Raw genomic sequence first — 14,805 nt, forward strand, 5'->3', positions numbered from 1 at the left:
GCGGCCGGGCAGGCTTAGGCTGTCAGGAACGTCCGGAGCCCCTGGTCTTCACCGCGCTACATTCCCGCGTCATGGAAAACCTCCCTGACGCCGTGGAACCGAAGCTGGGAAGGCCATGCTGCTGACGCTCTCGACGACGCATCATCCCGCGACCGACCTCGGGTACCTGCTCCACAAGAACCCGCATCGCCCGCAGTCCTTCGAGCTGTCCTTCGGACACGCGCACGTCTTCTATCCCGAGGCGACGGAGGCGCGCACCACGGTGGCGTTGCTGCTGGAGGTCGACCCCGTCGGGCTCGTCAGGGAGCGTCGCGGCCCTTCGGGCGAAGGCGGTGTGCTGGCGCAGTACGTGAATGACCGGCCCTACGTGGCCTCGTCGTTCCTGAGCGTCGCGCTCGCACGCACCTTTCGCAACGCGATGTCAGGCAGCAGCAAGGAGCGGCCGGACCTGGCCAGGCAGCCGCTGCCACTGGTGGCCCGCCTCTCCGTGCTCCCCTGTCGCGGTGGCGAGCCCTTCCTGCGGAAACTCTTCGAGCCTCTGGGCTACACCGTCACCGCCACGCGGCATGCGCTGGACGAGACGGTCCCAGACTGGGGCCACAGCCGCTACTTCACCGTCACGCTGGAGGCCCACACGCGCCTGAGCGACCTGCTCACGCACCTCTATGTGCTGATTCCCGTGCTGGATGACGACAAGCACTACTGGGTGGGCGACGAGGAGGTGGAGAAGCTCCTGCGGCACGGGGAGGGCTGGCTGGCGGCGCACCCGGAACGGGACATCATCACCCGGCGCTACCTGCGTCACCGCAGGAGCCTCGCGCGCGAAGCGCTGGAGCGGCTCTCCGGTGACGAAGCGCCCGAGCCGGAGGAGGGGACGCAGGCGCGCAACCAGGAGGAAGCCGCGCTCGAGTCGCGGCTGAGCCTCAACGAGCAGCGGCTCCAGGCGGTGGTCGCCGTCCTCAAGGAGAGCGGTGCCACGCGCGTGGTGGACCTGGGCTGCGGCGAGGGCAAGCTGCTCCGGGCCCTGCTCAAGGAGCGGCAGTTCACCGACATCCTCGGCATGGATGTGTCCTTCCGTTCGCTGGAGATTGCCCGGGACAGGCTGGACCTGGACCGGATGCCGGAGCTTCAGCGCCGCCGGATACAGCTGCTCCACGGCTCCCTCATGTATCGGGACGCGCGGCTGGCCGGGTACGAGGCCGCCTCTGTCATCGAGGTCATCGAGCACCTGGACCCGCCGCGCCTCGCGGCCTTCGAGCGCGTCCTCTTCGAGTCCGCCCGGCCCAACGTGGTGGCGCTCACCACGCCCAACGCCGAATACAACGTGCGCTTCGAATCGCTCCCCGCGGGCACCTTCCGCCACCGCGACCACCGCTTCGAGTGGACCCGGGCCGAGTTCGAATCCTGGGCCCAAGGCATCTGCGAGCGCTTCGGCTACAGCGTTCGTTTCCTCCCCGTGGGTCCCCTGGACCCGGACGTCGGTGCGCCGACCCAGATGGCGGTGTTCGCGCGATGAAGCTCACGATTCCTGAACTCTCCCTGGTCCTGCTCATCGGTCCATCCGGCGCGGGCAAGTCCACCTTCGCGCGCCGGCATTTCAAGCCGACCGAGGTCCTGTCGTCGGACACCTACCGGGGCATCGTCTCCGATGACGAGAACAGCATGGAGGCCACGAAGGACGCGTTCGAGACGCTGCGCTTCGTCGCGGCCAAGCGGCTGGCGCGGGGGCTGCTCACCGTCATCGACGCGACCAGCGTGCAGCCGGAGGCGCGCAAGCCCCTGGTGGAGCTCGCGCGCGAGTTCCACGTGCTGCCAGTGGCGGTGGTGCTCGACGTCCCCGAAAAGACGTGCCAGGAGCGCAACAGCCAGCGGCCCGACCGGGCCTTCGGTGCTCACGTGGTGCGCAACCAGCTCCAGCAGATGCACCGCTCGCTGCGAGGGCTGGAGCGCGAGGGCTTTCGCCACGTTCACGTGCTGAAGCCGGAGGTGCTGGAGGCCATCGAGTTCGTGCGGCAGCCGCTGTGGAACAACCGCAAGCACGAGCACGGGCCCTTCGACATCATCGGCGACGTCCATGGGTGCCGGGAGGAGTTGGAGGCGCTGCTGGGCAAGCTGGGCTACGAGGTGCGTCCACGGGCGGATGGGACGCCAGGGTTCGACGTGCGTCCGCCCGAGGGCCGCAAGGCCATCTTCGTGGGAGACCTGGTGGACCGGGGGCCGGATACCCCGGGCGTGCTCCGGCTCGTCATGGACATGGTGGCGGCGGGCAGCGCGCTGTGCGTCCCGGGCAATCACGAAGTGAAGCTGATGCGCAAGCTGCGCGGCCGGGACGTGAAGGTGTCCCACGGGCTTGCCCAGTCGCTGGAGCAGCTCGAGCGCGAGCCGGCTGAGTTCCACAAGGCGGTGGTGGACTTCATCGATGGGCTCGTCTCGCACTACGTCCTCGACGAAGGGCGGCTGGTGGTGGCGCACGCGGGCCTCAAGGCGTCCATGCAGGGCCGTGGTTCCGGCCGGGTGCGTGAGTTCGCCCTGTACGGGGAGACGACGGGCGAGACGGATGAGTTCGGTCTGCCCGTGCGCTTCAACTGGGCCGCGGAGTACCGGGGCAAGGCGGCGGTGGTGTACGGGCACACGCCAGTGCTGGAGGCGGACTGGCTCAACAACACGCTCTGCGTGGACACGGGCTGTGTGTATGGCGGCAAGCTGACGGCGCTGCGTTATCCGGAGCGAGCGCTCGTCTCGGTGCCCGCGGCGCGCGCCTACGCGGAGTCCATCCGGCCGCTGGGCGGTGCCGTCACGCCAGGGGGCGGGCTGAGCGCGCAGCAGGTGCATGACGACCTGCTGGACATCGACGACGTGCGGGGCAAGCGCGTGGTGACGACGCGGCTGAGCCAGAACGTGACGGTGCGCGAGGAGAACGCCACGGCGGCGCTGGAGGCGATGAGCCGGTTCGCCATCGACCCGAAGTGGCTCATCTACCTGCCGCCGACGATGTCGCCCTCGGAGACGAGCAAGGCGCCGGGCTACCTCGAGCACCCGGCGGAGGCGTTCGCCTACTACCGCAAGGAGGGGGTGGCGAAGGTCGTGTGCGAGGAGAAGCACATGGGCTCGCGCGCGGTGGTCGTGGTCGCCCGCGACGAGGCCGCGGCGCGCCGACGCTTCGGCGTCACGACGGGCGAGCTGGGCATCTGCTACACGCGCACGGGGCGCCGCTTCTTCTCGGACACAGGGCTCGAAGCGGCGTTCCTCGAACGGGTGCGCGCGGCGCTCACCGCGTCGGGTTTCTGGGAGGCGCACCAGACGGACTGGGCGTGCCTCGACGGGGAGCTGATGCCCTGGTCCTTCAAGGCCCAGGAGTTGCTGCGCGACCAATACGCGTCGGTGGGGGCGGCTTCACGCGCGGCGCTCACGGACGTGGTGTCGGTGCTGGAGCAGGCGGTGGGGCGCGGGCTGGAAGTAGGGGAGCTGGCCGCACGCTTCGGCGAGAAGGCGCGCAGCGTGGAGCGGTACGTGGAGGCATACCGACGCTACTGCTGGCCCGTGCATTCGCTGGAGGACGTGCGGTTCGCGCCGTTCCACCTGCTGGCGACGGAAGGGGTGGCGCACATGGACAAGGACCATGTGTGGCACATGGAGGCGCTCGCCCGGGTGTGCCAGGCGGATGCGACCTTGCTGGTGGCGACCCCGTTCCGGGTGGTGGCGCTGGAGGATGAAGCCGCGGTGGCGGAGGGCGTGCGCTGGTGGGAGGAGCTCACGGCGCGCGGAGGCGAGGGCATGGTGGTCAAGCCGCTCGACTTCGCGGTGCGTGGGCGAAAGGGGCTGCTCCAGCCGGCCATCAAGTCACGAGGTCCGGAGTACCTGCGCATCATCTACGGCCCGGAGTACACCGCGCCCGCGAACCTGGAGCGGCTGCGGCAGCGGGGCCTGTCCACGAAGCGCTCCCTGGCGCTGCGTGAGTTCGCGCTGGGGGTCGAAGGACTGGAGCGGTTCGCGCGAGGCGAGCCGCTGCGCCGTGTACATGAGTGTGTCTTTGGTGTCCTCGCCCTGGAGAGTGAGCCGGTGGACCCTCGGCTTTGATGTAGGCTCGGGGGCGGGAGCGACAGTCGCCCACTGGAGGGATGTGGATGAACTTCTACGACGAGCCATCCCCGTTCCTCTGGTGGGAGTCCAACCTGTGGTGGGTGCTCGCGCTGGCGATGTCCGCCGGGCTGGGCGTGTGGTACTGGCTGCTGTGGGGCCCACGTCAGCCTGGGGATGTTCTGACGGTGGCACCTGCACCTGTCATCGGCCGTCTCCGGCGGGTTTGGGATGCTGTGGCGTGGGCCGTGATGGCGACTGCCTTCATCGGCCCCATGGTGTTCGTCACGGCTGGGATGGTGGCGACCGACTCGCTCGTTCCTCACTGTGTGGTGATGGAGGGGCAGCCGTCGTTCTCGTACTTCATCCGGTGGCCTTGGTTTGGATTGGCCCTGGTGGCGCTCGTGGGCGGCATTGCCTATGCGCGTCGGGCTCAGTCGCCCAGGGATGCGCGGGACGTGCTCCTGGCCCGGCTCCCGCCAGATGTCTGCGAGGAAGTCTGAGAGCTGCTCTGGCGACCTGGGCACTGCACCGCCGGGATGCGGTGCAGCAGGCTCGCGCCGCGTATGACGCTCGCGAGGAGCCTCCTACGCCGCGCGAGCCGCGCTGAAGTCCGTGGCGGTGCGCCCCTCAGGGGCGCTGCTGGGCCAGCATCCAGGCGAACACCTTGGGCTCTTTGTAGACCCGGTCCCAGATGTAGTGATTGCCATCGTGGAAGAGGGTGAAGAGCACGGGCTTCGCCGGCTCGGCGCCCGTGGTGTCGGTGTTCGTCTGTCCATCAATCCATTCCCACTGCCCGCTCCCGGGCCGGAAGAGCGCCGTCGCTGTACGCGCCGGGGAGGGAAAGGTATCCATGACGCCACCGGTGCCGCCCATGGCGTGTCCCAGGTGCGTGAACCAGCCGGCGGTCGCGGTGTAGTAGATGTCGTTGTCGAGCAGGCCGTGTGAGCCCCAGATGGGAAGGTTCGCCTGAACCATCTTCAGGGCATCCGCGGCGCTCGAACCGTAGCCTCCGTTGCAGACGGGGATGGCGGCGGCGAGCTTCGAGGGGAAGAGCGATGCGTAGTTGAACGTCCCCGCGCCGCCCATGCTGAGGCCCGTCAGGTAGACGCGCTTCCTGTCTGTCTTGAACGTCGCCAGGATGTGCTCGAAGAAGGGGTCCAGGTTGTATTGGGCTTCGTAGGCGCTCCAGAATCCCGACGTGCTCGTCTGCGGAGAGACCAGGATGAAGGGATAGTCCTTCCCCTCCTGATCGATGTACGCCTGAGGCCCGTGCGCACGGACCTTCTTGAGCTGGTTGACGCCTCCATCTCCCTGCTCGCCCATCCCGTGGAGGAAGAAGACGACGGGCCAGTTCGAGCCTTCTTCGTAACCGGGAGGCAGGTACACGACATAGCCGTAGCCGCCCGGCGTCGAGGGTGACTTGTAGACCTCCTGCGTGGTGCCACGGCCCGTGGGCGCGGGTGTCACCTGGACCTTCACTCTGTCGCTGGCGGTAGCGCCGTCATCGTCCGTCACCGTCAGCTCGAACTCGTAGAGCCCCTGCACCAGCCCGGACGCCGTCGCGGAGAGCGTCGTGGCGCCCGTCAGGGTCGCGGTATTGGGACCGGACACCTGGGTCCACTGCCGCGTCACGACTGTTCCATCGCTGTCCGTCGCGGTGCCCGTGAGGGGCGCGGCATTCGTGGGCAGCATCACCGTCTGGTCCGCTCCGGCGGAGACCGTGGGCGGAAGGTTGGCGGGCGGCTCGCCCGTCACGGGGGCGCCGTAGATGACGACTTCGTTCATGCCCGCATAGCGGGTCCTCGAAAGGTGGAGGTACCGCGTGCGCTGGGTGACGGGCACGACCCACCAGGCTTGCCACCGGGTCAGGGTGATGTTCGTCACGGGCGTCCAGGCCCCCGGCTCGCCGGCCGCGAAGGAGACGCTGCCGCTGTCGAAGGTGTCGAAGACGCCAATCTCCGTGATGTCATACAGCGCGCCCAGGTCGATGATGAGACCCATGGGGTACGCGGAATCGTCGAAGATGACGTCACCCCAGGTCGTGACGGGCGCGGCGCCCGTTCCCGCGCGAGGGTCTCCAATGAGCGCCTGCTCATCGAAGAGGTTCTGGTAAGGACCCGCGACGGGACGAACGCCGTCGGGCTGCACCATGGACGCGGTGAGGGTCAGCTTGCTGCTCGTGAGGAGCGGCGCCGTCGCGGTGGTGTCGCCGGAAGGGTCCACGGCTTCGGGACTGCCACACCCGGCAATCATTGCGAGCGCGAAGACTGCCTTTTTGATGCGGTCATGAATATGCATGAAAAATCCAATGGCGGCTGTGAGTGGGAACCGTTGGCCGGAGCAATGGTAGTGTCAAAGCTGAAATCTTGGAATACTCGTATATCTGTGTTTCTGGGGTGTGAGCCTGGCTCCGCACCTTGAGGGGGGCTCATCCCCGCAAGGCCAGAAGGCATGGCGGCACCATCACCCGCCCCATGCGGGCAAGGGGAGAGGTAGCCCCGGCGTGCGCTGGTGCTTGGCGAAGGCGCTCGTCAGTATTCCCAAGCGCATGCGAACGAACCTCGTGGGTGCCGCGCTTCTCTTGTGGGCTGGTTGTGATTCCGCTCCGTTGGCCCCTGGGCCCGATGACACGCCCTCCCTGCACCAGGTGACGCGTGTGGAGGCCGCCCGGGGCGTCGAGCTGGAGGTGCTCGACTATGGCGGCAAGGGCCCGGCGCTCATGTTCCTCGCGGGCATGGGCAGCACGGCCCACATCTTCGACGAACTGGCGCTCGAGTTCCGGGACACGCACCACGTCTACGCGCTCACCCGCCGTGGCTACGGCGCCTCGGATTGGCCCGACACCGGCTATGACACCGCCACGCTGGCCACGGACGTCCTGGGGGCGCTGGACACGCTGGGGCTGTCGAAGGCGTCGTTCGCGGGCCACTCCCTGGCGGGGGACGAGCTGACGTGGCTGGCGCTCCACCACCCCGAGCGCGTGGAGGCACTCGTCTACCTGGACGCCACCGACAGCCGGGGCGAGATTGCCGCGTTCCTGGAGGGCGAGCCGTTGCCGCCGCTGCCGTTCTCCGTGCTCGACGGCCTTCCTTCGCGGCAGGCGGTAGCGGAGCGGCTGGCGCGAGATTTGGGCGGAGGGCTTCCCGCGCACGAAGTCGAACAGGCGTATGTGTTTGACGCCGCGACAGGGGCCTACCTGCGCGAGCGCCGCCATCCTGGTGCCACGGAGCAGTCCGTCCGGGGCGCGGCCATCATGGACCTCGGGCGCGTGCAGGGGCCCGTGTTGTCCCTGTCGGATGGGCAGGGTTTCGCGGGTTGGGTAGAGGCCCTGGTGGCGGCCGAGTCGCTGCCGCTGGAGTTCCGGGAGAAAGCCCGCGACTTCCTGCCCGACATCCAGCAGCACGAGACGGACCTGGAGGACGCGCTGCGGCGTCATCCCGGCTGGAGGCACCTGCAACTGGAAGGCGCGGGGCACTACATCTGGCTGACGAACCGGGCGGAGGTGGTGACGCGGATGCGCGACTTCTTCGCCGCCACCGCCGCGCCGTAGCACGCCCCCGCCAGCGTTGTCTGTCCGAGCCACATGCCCGGACAGACAGCCGCGGAGAACAGCTCAGCTCCGCTGCGCGTAGTACTCCACGATGAAGGGCTCGTTCACGTCCACGGGGATTTCCTCCCGCTCCGGCAGGCGCACGTAGCGCAGCCCTTCCCCCTCACCCAGTACCTGGACGTAGGCGGGCACGGACCGCGACTTCATCCGGCTGAAGGACTCCTGCACCACGGCGAGCTTCAGTTGCGCCGTGTGGAAGCGGACTTCGCTGCCAGGCTTGACGCGGAAGCTCGGGATGTCCGCCCGCTTGCCGTCCACATGAAGGTAGCCGTGGCGCACGAACTGCCGGGCCTGGCGGATGCTGGTCGCCAGACCGGCGCGAAGCACCAGCGAGTCCAACCGGCTCTCCAGGAGTTGCAGCAGCACCGTGCCGGTGTTGCCCGGCGCCCGGCTCGCTTCCTGGAAGGCCGCGCGGCACTGCTTCTCCATCAGGCCGTAGTACAGCTTCAGCTTCTGCTTCTCTCGCAGGCGGCGCGCGAAGTCGCTCACGCTGGTGCGCGCGGTGGCACCGTGCTGGCCAGGGGGATAGGGCCGGCGCAGCACCGGGTCCTTGTCCGGGTCCTTCGCGGTGATGCGCGAAAGCGGAATCCCCAGCCGACGACACATCTTCCCCCGCGGTCCCAAGTCGCGTGCCACGTGTTCCTCCGACCATCTCCCGGTGCCTGAAATGGAGATGAAGTTGATAATCAGTATCAATTTCAATATCTCCAGGTCGGGCCGGCGGTCAAGTCCGGAATTCGAAGTGGGGGATGCGGGCGTGGGATGGACGGCGCTGCTCAGGTGCCGCGCGGCGCCGCCTCTCGTCGGAAGATGGCGCCTGCGAGCACCGCCACGACGGTGACGCCGGCATAGGCCACCAGTCCCGCGGCCACCATGGCGAACAAGGCGGAGAGCCCCGCATCGAGCCGCGCGGCGACGAACCATCCGACGCCCGCGCTGATGACCAGACGCGAGGTGCCCGCCAGGAAGGGCCACAGCACGTGGCCCGCGCCCTGTGCGGCGAACGCGAGCACGAAGCCCAGGCCCAGCAGTCCGTAGAACGGCGCCACGATTCGCAGGTAGTCCAGGCCCGGCGCCACGACAGCGGGCTCGCGGCTGAAGGCATGGAGCCAGACTTCGGGCGCCAGCGCCGCGGCCAGTCCAATGGCTCCCGCGGCCACGAAGCCCAGCCCTCCGCCCAACCAGGCGATGCGCCGGGCGCGCTCGTGCTGTCCCGCACCCACGTTGGTGCCCACCAGCGTCAGCACGGCCGTGCCCAGGCCAAAGAGAATCGGGATGATGAGGTAGTCCAGGCGCGACGCCATGCCATAGCCGGCCAGCGCCTCCACGCCGAACAGGCCCACGGCACCGGTGATGACCATCACCATCAGGTTGGGCTGTAGCGAGCTCAACGCCGTCATCAGGCCCACGCGCAGGATGTCGCGAAGCAGCCGCGGCTCCAGCGGCCCTTTCGTGAGGCGGACCGCGGCCCGTCCGGACGCCATGTAGCGCAGCAGCCAGAGCGCCGCGCCCACGTAGAACAACGTCATCGCGAGCCCAGCGCCCGCCAGCCCCATCGCGGGCACCGGGCCGAAGCCGAAGATGACCCCTGGCGTCACGACGAGGAAGACAGCGGCGCCCACCAGGGTCACCAGCGCCGGGACGCGCACTTCGCCCGCGCCGCGCAGCGCCGCCGCGAGCAGGTTCACCAGCCAGAAGGGAATCGAGCCCGCGAACACGTAGTTCGAATACTGGAGCGCGGCGTCCAACGCGCCCGCCTGTCCACCCAGCGCCGTGTACAACGCGGGGCCGGTCATCCAGGCGAGGACGCTGAAGACAAGGCCAATGGCCAACGCCAGCACCACGGCATGCCAGACCAGGGCATTCGCATCGTCCCGCCGGTTCGCGCCCAGGGCTCGCGCCACCGCGGAGGCCACGCCGCTGCCAACGCCTCCGTTGGACATCATCGTCATCAACATCACGACGGGAAAGACGAGGGAGACGCCCGCCAGCGCCTCCGTGCCCAGGAAGCTCGCGTACCAGTTCTCCGCCACGCCCACCAACGATTGGGCAATCAGGACCAGCGTGGTGGGCACGGCGAGCTGGAGCAGGGGCTTCAGCAGAGGGCCCCGCAGCATCGCGTCTTGAAGTGATGCGCGTCCGGGGAGCGCGGAAGGTGTGGACCCGGGCGCTGCATCCTGTACCGGGGTTGCGTCGCTGCTGGCTGCGTCACCCATGGGACGTCACCTCACGCGCTCAGCGCACCAGGAACGCCACCGGAGGACAAGCCTTGTTTGGCCATGCGGCTCACGGCATCGGCGAGCACTTCCTCCTTGCTGGCATTCAGCGCAGCCAGCGTGAGACTCACCACGTCTGTAGGATTCGCCTTCGCGTGGCTGCCCCACGGAGTGGGGCGGGGCTCACGGTTGGATGGCCACCTTGAAGACGCCGTCACGGCGCTCGCCGAAGAGGGCGTAGGCCTCCTGGATGTCCGCGAGCTTGAAGCGATGGGTGATGAGCGGCGACAGGTCGATGCGCTTGTGGTGCACCAGGTCCATGAGGCGGCGCATGCGCTCCTTGCCTCCTGGGCACAGGGTGGTGACGATGCGGTAGTCCCCCAGGCCGGCGGCGAACGCGTCGTAGGGCAACTGGAGCTTGCCCGAGTACACCCCCAGGCTGGACAGCGTGCCCGCGGGCCGCAGGCAGCGCAGCGCGCTCTCGAAAGTCTGCTGGGTGCCCAGCGCCTCGATGGCCACGTCGGCGCCGCCGCCCGTGAGCCGTTTCACCTCGGCGACGACGTCCTGCTGACGGTGGTCGAGCACCACGTCCACACCCATCTTCCGCGCCAGCTTCAGCCGCGCCTCATCGCCGTCCACGCCGACCACGAGCGAGGCGCCCATCAACCGCGCACCAATGGAGGCGCACAGGCCGATGGGTCCCTGCGCGAAGACGACCACGGCATCGCCGATGCGTACGCCGCCTGCCTCCGCGCCGCTGAAGCCCGTGGAGGCGATGTCCGACAGGAGGACGACCTGCTCGTCGGTGAGTCCATCTGGAATGGGCGCGAGGTTGGCCTGCGCGGCGGGAATGCGGATGTACTCGGCCTGGGCTCCATCCTGGGTGTTGCCCATGCGCCAGCCTCCCAGGGCTTTATAGCCACCGCCGTGGCCGCACTGTGGAAGGTGACCGGACAGGCAGGCCCCGCATTGTCCACACGGGGTGATGGCACCCACGAGGACACGCTGTCCCAGGCGGTAGTCCGTCACGCCGGGGCCAAGCTCCTCGATGACACCCACGGGCTCGTGACCGATGACGAGCCCCGGGCGGACCGGGTACTCGCCACGGACGATGTGCAGGTCCGTGCCGCAGACCGTGGTCATCGTCATCCGGATGACCGCCTCGCCGGCTCCCGCGCGTGGGCGCTCCACCTCTTCGATGCCGAAGCGGTTCACAGCCTGAAAGACATTGGCTCGCATGCTCCCTCCCGGGGGTTCGTGGGTGTCCACTCGTGAAGTCTCGGCACGGTGTCGGAGGGCGTCATCCGCGCGGGCGTGGAGCGGCGGCGGTGGAGTTCATGCCGAGCGCATGCTCGGGCGCATGTGGCCGTAACGGCGGCTCGGGCCCGCGCGCTCCGGGCCCGGATGGATGTCATCACCTCGCACCGGCCGCATCGTCCTCGGTGAGTCGCGCCCGCTTCACGCGGGAATGAGGACCTCGTGCGCGAGCGCCGGTGCGCAGCGTCCGCGCAATCAGGCGTTTGCTTCAGGGGGCGGTACCATGAACGTCTCACCGGACACGGAGAAGCCACGGGAAGCCGAGCATCCGGAGGTGGCCGCCGCGCCGCGTCTGCTCTGGTTCAGCGAGCTGTCCCGCGAGGACGTCGCGCTGGCGGGGGGCAAGGGCGCGAACCTGGGCGAGATGACGCGGGCGGGGCTGCCTGTTCCGCCGGGCTTCGTCATCACCGCCGCCGCCTTCCAGGAGGCCATGGCGCCGGTACGTGCCCAACTGAGCCGCCTCTGGGCGCAGGTGGACCCGGATGACCCTTCGTCGCTGACCCAGGTCACGCAGCAGCTCCGTGAGCGCGTGCGGAGCGCGCCCGTCCCGGAGCGGCTGCGCGCCGCCATCCTGGAGGCGTATCAGCAATTGGGCGCGGACCGGGCCGTGGCGGTGCGTTCCTCGGCGACCTCGGAGGACTCGGCGGCCACGTCCTTCGCGGGCATGCACGAATCCTTCACCCACGTGTTGGGTGATGACGCCTTGATGGACGCGCTCCGGGCATGTTGGGCTTCGGCCTACGGCGAGCGCGTGGTGGCCTACCGCAAGGCGGAAGGGCTCACCGAGGAACCCGCCATCGCCGTGGTGGTTCAGGCCATGGTGGATGCGGCTTGCGCGGGCGTCATGTTCACCGCGGACCCGTCTTCGGGAGATACCGGCCGCATCGTCATCGAGGCGGCCTGGGGGCTGGGAGAAGTCGTGGTGGGCGGGCAGGTGGAGCCGGATACGTACAGTGTCTCCAAGAAGGAGCCTCGCGTGTGCGAGGTCCGGGTGGGCGACAAGAGTGTCCGTCTGGTGCGCGATGCCGAAGGACACACGCAGCGCGAGACACTGGGTCCGGAACAGGCCCATGAGCGCGTGCTGAGCGACGTGGCGGTGCTGGAGCTGGCGCGGTTGGGATTGCGGGTGGAGCAGCACTACGGTGCGCCGCAGGACATCGAGTGGGCGGAGGAGCGCGGACGTTTGTTCCTGGTGCAGACGCGCCCGATTACCACGCTGGGAAAGTCCGCCGTGCCTCCGTCAGAGGAAGGCCATGCGGGCAAGGCGCTGGTGCAGGGCCTGGGGGCGTCGCCCGGTGTGGCGGCCGGCCGCGTGCGGGTGCTGGCGTCACCGGCGGAGGGACGGCAGCTCCAGCCGGGCGAGGTGCTGGTGGCTGAGATGACGTCGCCGGACTGGGTCCCCACCATGCGGCGGGCCGCCGCCATTGTCACGGACCGGGGCGGCATGACGTGCCACGCCGCCATCGTCAGCCGGGAGCTGCGCAAACCCTGCGTGGTGGGCACACGCACCGCCACACGCACGCTGCGAGCCGGCGAGCCGGTGACGGTGGATGGCTCGACGGGAGAAGTCCGGGAGGGACAGGAGGCGCCACGTCCACGCGCGGTGGAGGCCACGGCCACCGCATCCACGGTGGGAACGGCCCCGGTGCTGGCCACGCGCCTCTACGTCAACCTGGCCCTGCCCGCGCAGGCTCGCGAGGCCGCGGCGCTCCCGGTGGATGGTGTGGGCCTGCTGCGCGCCGAGTTCATGCTCACGGAGGCCCTGGGGGGCGTGCATCCACGCAAGCTGATTGCGGAGGGCCGGCGGGGTGAGTTCGTCGAGCGCATGGCGGGGGCCCTGCTCCAGACGACGCGAGCCTTCCATCCGCGCCCTGTGGTGTACCGGACGACGGACTTCCGGACGAACGAGTTCCGCGGACTGGAAGGCGGCGCTGAGTTCGAGCCCGAGGAGTCCAACCCGATGATTGGCTTCCGGGGCGCCTACCGGTACCTGCGCGAGCCCGACGTGTTCAACCTGGAGCTGGAGGTGCTCGCGCGGGTTCGTGAGCAGACGCCCAATCTCCAGGTGATGCTGCCCTTCGTCCGCACGCTCTGGGAGCTGGAGGCGTGTCTGGAGCTCATCGCCCGCAGCCCGCTGGGGCGGCAGCGGGGGTTGAAGACGTGGGTGATGGCGGAGGTGCCTTCCATCGTCTACCGCCTCCACGACTATGCGAAGTGTGGGATTGATGGCGTGTCCATCGGCTCGAATGATTTGACGCAGCTCATGCTGGGCGTGGACCGGGACTCCGAGTCATGCGCCGAGCTGTTCGACGAAGCGGACGCCGCGGTGCTGGCCGCCATTGGCGACATCATTCGCGGGTGCGAGGAAGCGGGCCTGACGTCCTCGCTGTGTGGACAGGCGCCGTCGAACCGGCCGGACTTCGCGGAGCACTTGGTGCGCGCGGGGATTACGTCCATCTCCGTGGACCCGGCGGCGGTGCTCGCGACGCAGCGGGTGATTGCCGCCGCGGAGCAGCGGCTGCTGCTGGCGGCCTCGAAGCGGGCGACGCTCCAGGGCTGTTAGGTCCTGCCAGGGTGGGGCATTCCGTGCCGGAGGTGGTGCTTGTTCCAGAGCAGGTAGGGGAGCAGCGCCAACGTGCGCAGCATCAGATAGACCGCCAGGAAGGGCGTCAGCCGCAAGTCCTGGTAGGTGGCCGTCGCGACGGCCAGCGCGATGGAGGGATTGCCGAAGACCGCCGCGAGCGCGAGCGCGGTCCTGTCTTCAGGCCGAGGCCCTCCCGCCACATGGCCCAGTAGCGCGGAGCCCAGGGTCATCACCAGCATGCCCAGCACCATCCAGCCGTCCACGTCGCGCAGCCTCGGGCCGCTGATGAACAGCAGGAGCAGGATGGCGACGACGAACACCACCTTGAAGAGCCACAGCATGGGATGCAGCAGTCGCCTGGCCAGCATTGGCCGCCAGGCGCGCAGTGCCCAGCCCGCCGCGAGCGGCACGAGGAAGGGCAGCATGACCCGCTCGAGGAGCTGGACGGTGGTGGGGGCCTTGAACACGGCGGGGAAGAAGTCGCTGAGCAACCGGAGTGAGAGCGGCAGGCACACGATGGCCGCCAGGGACAGGGTGAGAGACAGCGCCACCGTGAGGCTCAAGTCGCCGCGCTGCCGGTAGGCCGCGACCGCGACGCTGGGCACGCCAGGGCTGACGGCCATCAACAGCAGGATGCCGGCGGCGATGGGGGGCAGGGGCAGGAGGTTCACCACGAGCAGGGCGAGCAGCGGGACTCCCAACAGGATGAGGGGAAGACCTCGCGCGTAGGCAGGCAGCCGCATGGCGTGCTTCACGGCGCTCACGTCGACGGCGAGCCCGAGGACGAACCCCATGAGCACGACGAGGTGCCGGACCGCGAACTCGACTCCGTCCCGCACGCTCAGCGCGGCGGTCACCTCGGCGTCCATGGATGGAGGATGCGCACGGAGCGCCTCGTCGGGCACGTTGGGGCGGCCAGCCGTGCGCGCGTTCCTCGAAGCGGTCGCGGCGTGACAGGGTCGGGCCTCACTCACCCCTGGGGGGATGGCCGCCAAGGC

10 protein-coding genes are annotated in these 14,805 nt (G+C 69.0%); 5 read left to right on the forward strand and 5 right to left on the reverse strand.

Annotation, left to right across the window (positions count from 1 at the left end):
• Positions 1–115: 115 nt before the first annotated feature.
• From BLU09_RS07875 to BLU09_RS07885, 3 genes are read left to right on the forward strand one after another with little or no spacing between them, the layout of a single operon-like run.
• Positions 116–1,516: a 3' terminal RNA ribose 2'-O-methyltransferase Hen1 gene (locus BLU09_RS07875; protein WP_090487827.1), complete on the forward strand. Its 1,401-nt coding sequence runs from the start codon at positions 116–118 to the stop codon at positions 1,514–1,516.
• Positions 1,513–4,077, forward strand: coding sequence for a polynucleotide kinase-phosphatase (locus BLU09_RS07880; protein ID WP_090487829.1), 2,565 nt, complete (start codon positions 1,513–1,515; stop codon positions 4,075–4,077). The genes BLU09_RS07875 and BLU09_RS07880 overlap by 4 nt, the downstream gene beginning before the upstream one ends.
• A gap of 47 nt (positions 4,078–4,124) precedes the next feature.
• A complete protein-coding gene (locus tag BLU09_RS07885) occupies positions 4,125–4,580 on the forward strand; it encodes a hypothetical protein (protein WP_244171515.1) in 456 nt (151 codons plus the stop codon).
• A gap of 127 nt (positions 4,581–4,707) precedes the next feature.
• Here BLU09_RS07885 and BLU09_RS07895 read toward each other — a convergent pair whose 3' ends face one another.
• Complete coding sequence (locus tag BLU09_RS07895) at positions 4,708–6,378, reverse strand: carboxylesterase family protein (protein ID WP_090487833.1); 1,671 nt, start codon at positions 6,376–6,378, stop codon at positions 4,708–4,710.
• 250 nt (positions 6,379–6,628) lie between these two features.
• On the opposite strand from BLU09_RS07895, the gene BLU09_RS07900 reads away from it, so the two are divergent.
• Positions 6,629–7,630 (forward strand): alpha/beta fold hydrolase, encoded by a 1,002-nt coding sequence (locus BLU09_RS07900; RefSeq protein WP_186817862.1) that lies wholly within the window; start codon positions 6,629–6,631, stop codon positions 7,628–7,630.
• A gap of 63 nt (positions 7,631–7,693) precedes the next feature.
• Here the strand turns inward: BLU09_RS07900 and rpsD are convergent, their stop codons facing one another.
• From rpsD to BLU09_RS07920, 3 genes are all read right to left on the reverse strand, one after another.
• Positions 7,694–8,326 carry a 30S ribosomal protein S4 gene (gene rpsD, locus BLU09_RS07905; protein ID WP_090488749.1) on the reverse strand — a complete coding sequence of 211 codons (633 nt, stop codon included), beginning with the start codon at positions 8,324–8,326 and terminating at the stop codon, positions 7,694–7,696.
• A gap of 140 nt (positions 8,327–8,466) precedes the next feature.
• Positions 8,467–9,807 carry an MATE family efflux transporter gene (locus BLU09_RS07910; RefSeq protein ID WP_244171516.1) on the reverse strand — a complete coding sequence of 447 codons (1,341 nt, stop codon included), beginning with the start codon at positions 9,805–9,807 and terminating at the stop codon, positions 8,467–8,469.
• Positions 9,808–10,089: 282 nt separating this feature from the next.
• Positions 10,090–11,145 carry an NAD(P)-dependent alcohol dehydrogenase gene (locus BLU09_RS07920; protein WP_090487839.1) on the reverse strand — a complete coding sequence of 352 codons (1,056 nt, stop codon included), beginning with the start codon at positions 11,143–11,145 and terminating at the stop codon, positions 10,090–10,092.
• Between the two features lie 301 nt (positions 11,146–11,446).
• Here BLU09_RS07920 and ppsA point away from each other — a divergent pair, with 301 nt between their 5' ends.
• Positions 11,447–13,786, forward strand: coding sequence for a phosphoenolpyruvate synthase (ppsA, locus tag BLU09_RS07925; RefSeq protein ID WP_090487841.1), 2,340 nt, complete (start codon positions 11,447–11,449; stop codon positions 13,784–13,786).
• Here ppsA and BLU09_RS07930 read toward each other — a convergent pair.
• Entirely contained in the window at positions 13,783–14,676 is an 894-nt protein-coding gene (locus BLU09_RS07930) for a symporter (protein ID WP_244171517.1), read from the reverse strand. The two genes, ppsA and BLU09_RS07930, sit on opposite strands and share 4 nt — an antisense overlap.
• Positions 14,677–14,805 lie beyond the last annotated feature (129 nt).

It is taken from the genome of Myxococcus virescens (assembly GCF_900101905.1).
In the GTDB taxonomy this organism is placed as follows: domain Bacteria; phylum Myxococcota; class Myxococcia; order Myxococcales; family Myxococcaceae; genus Myxococcus; species Myxococcus virescens.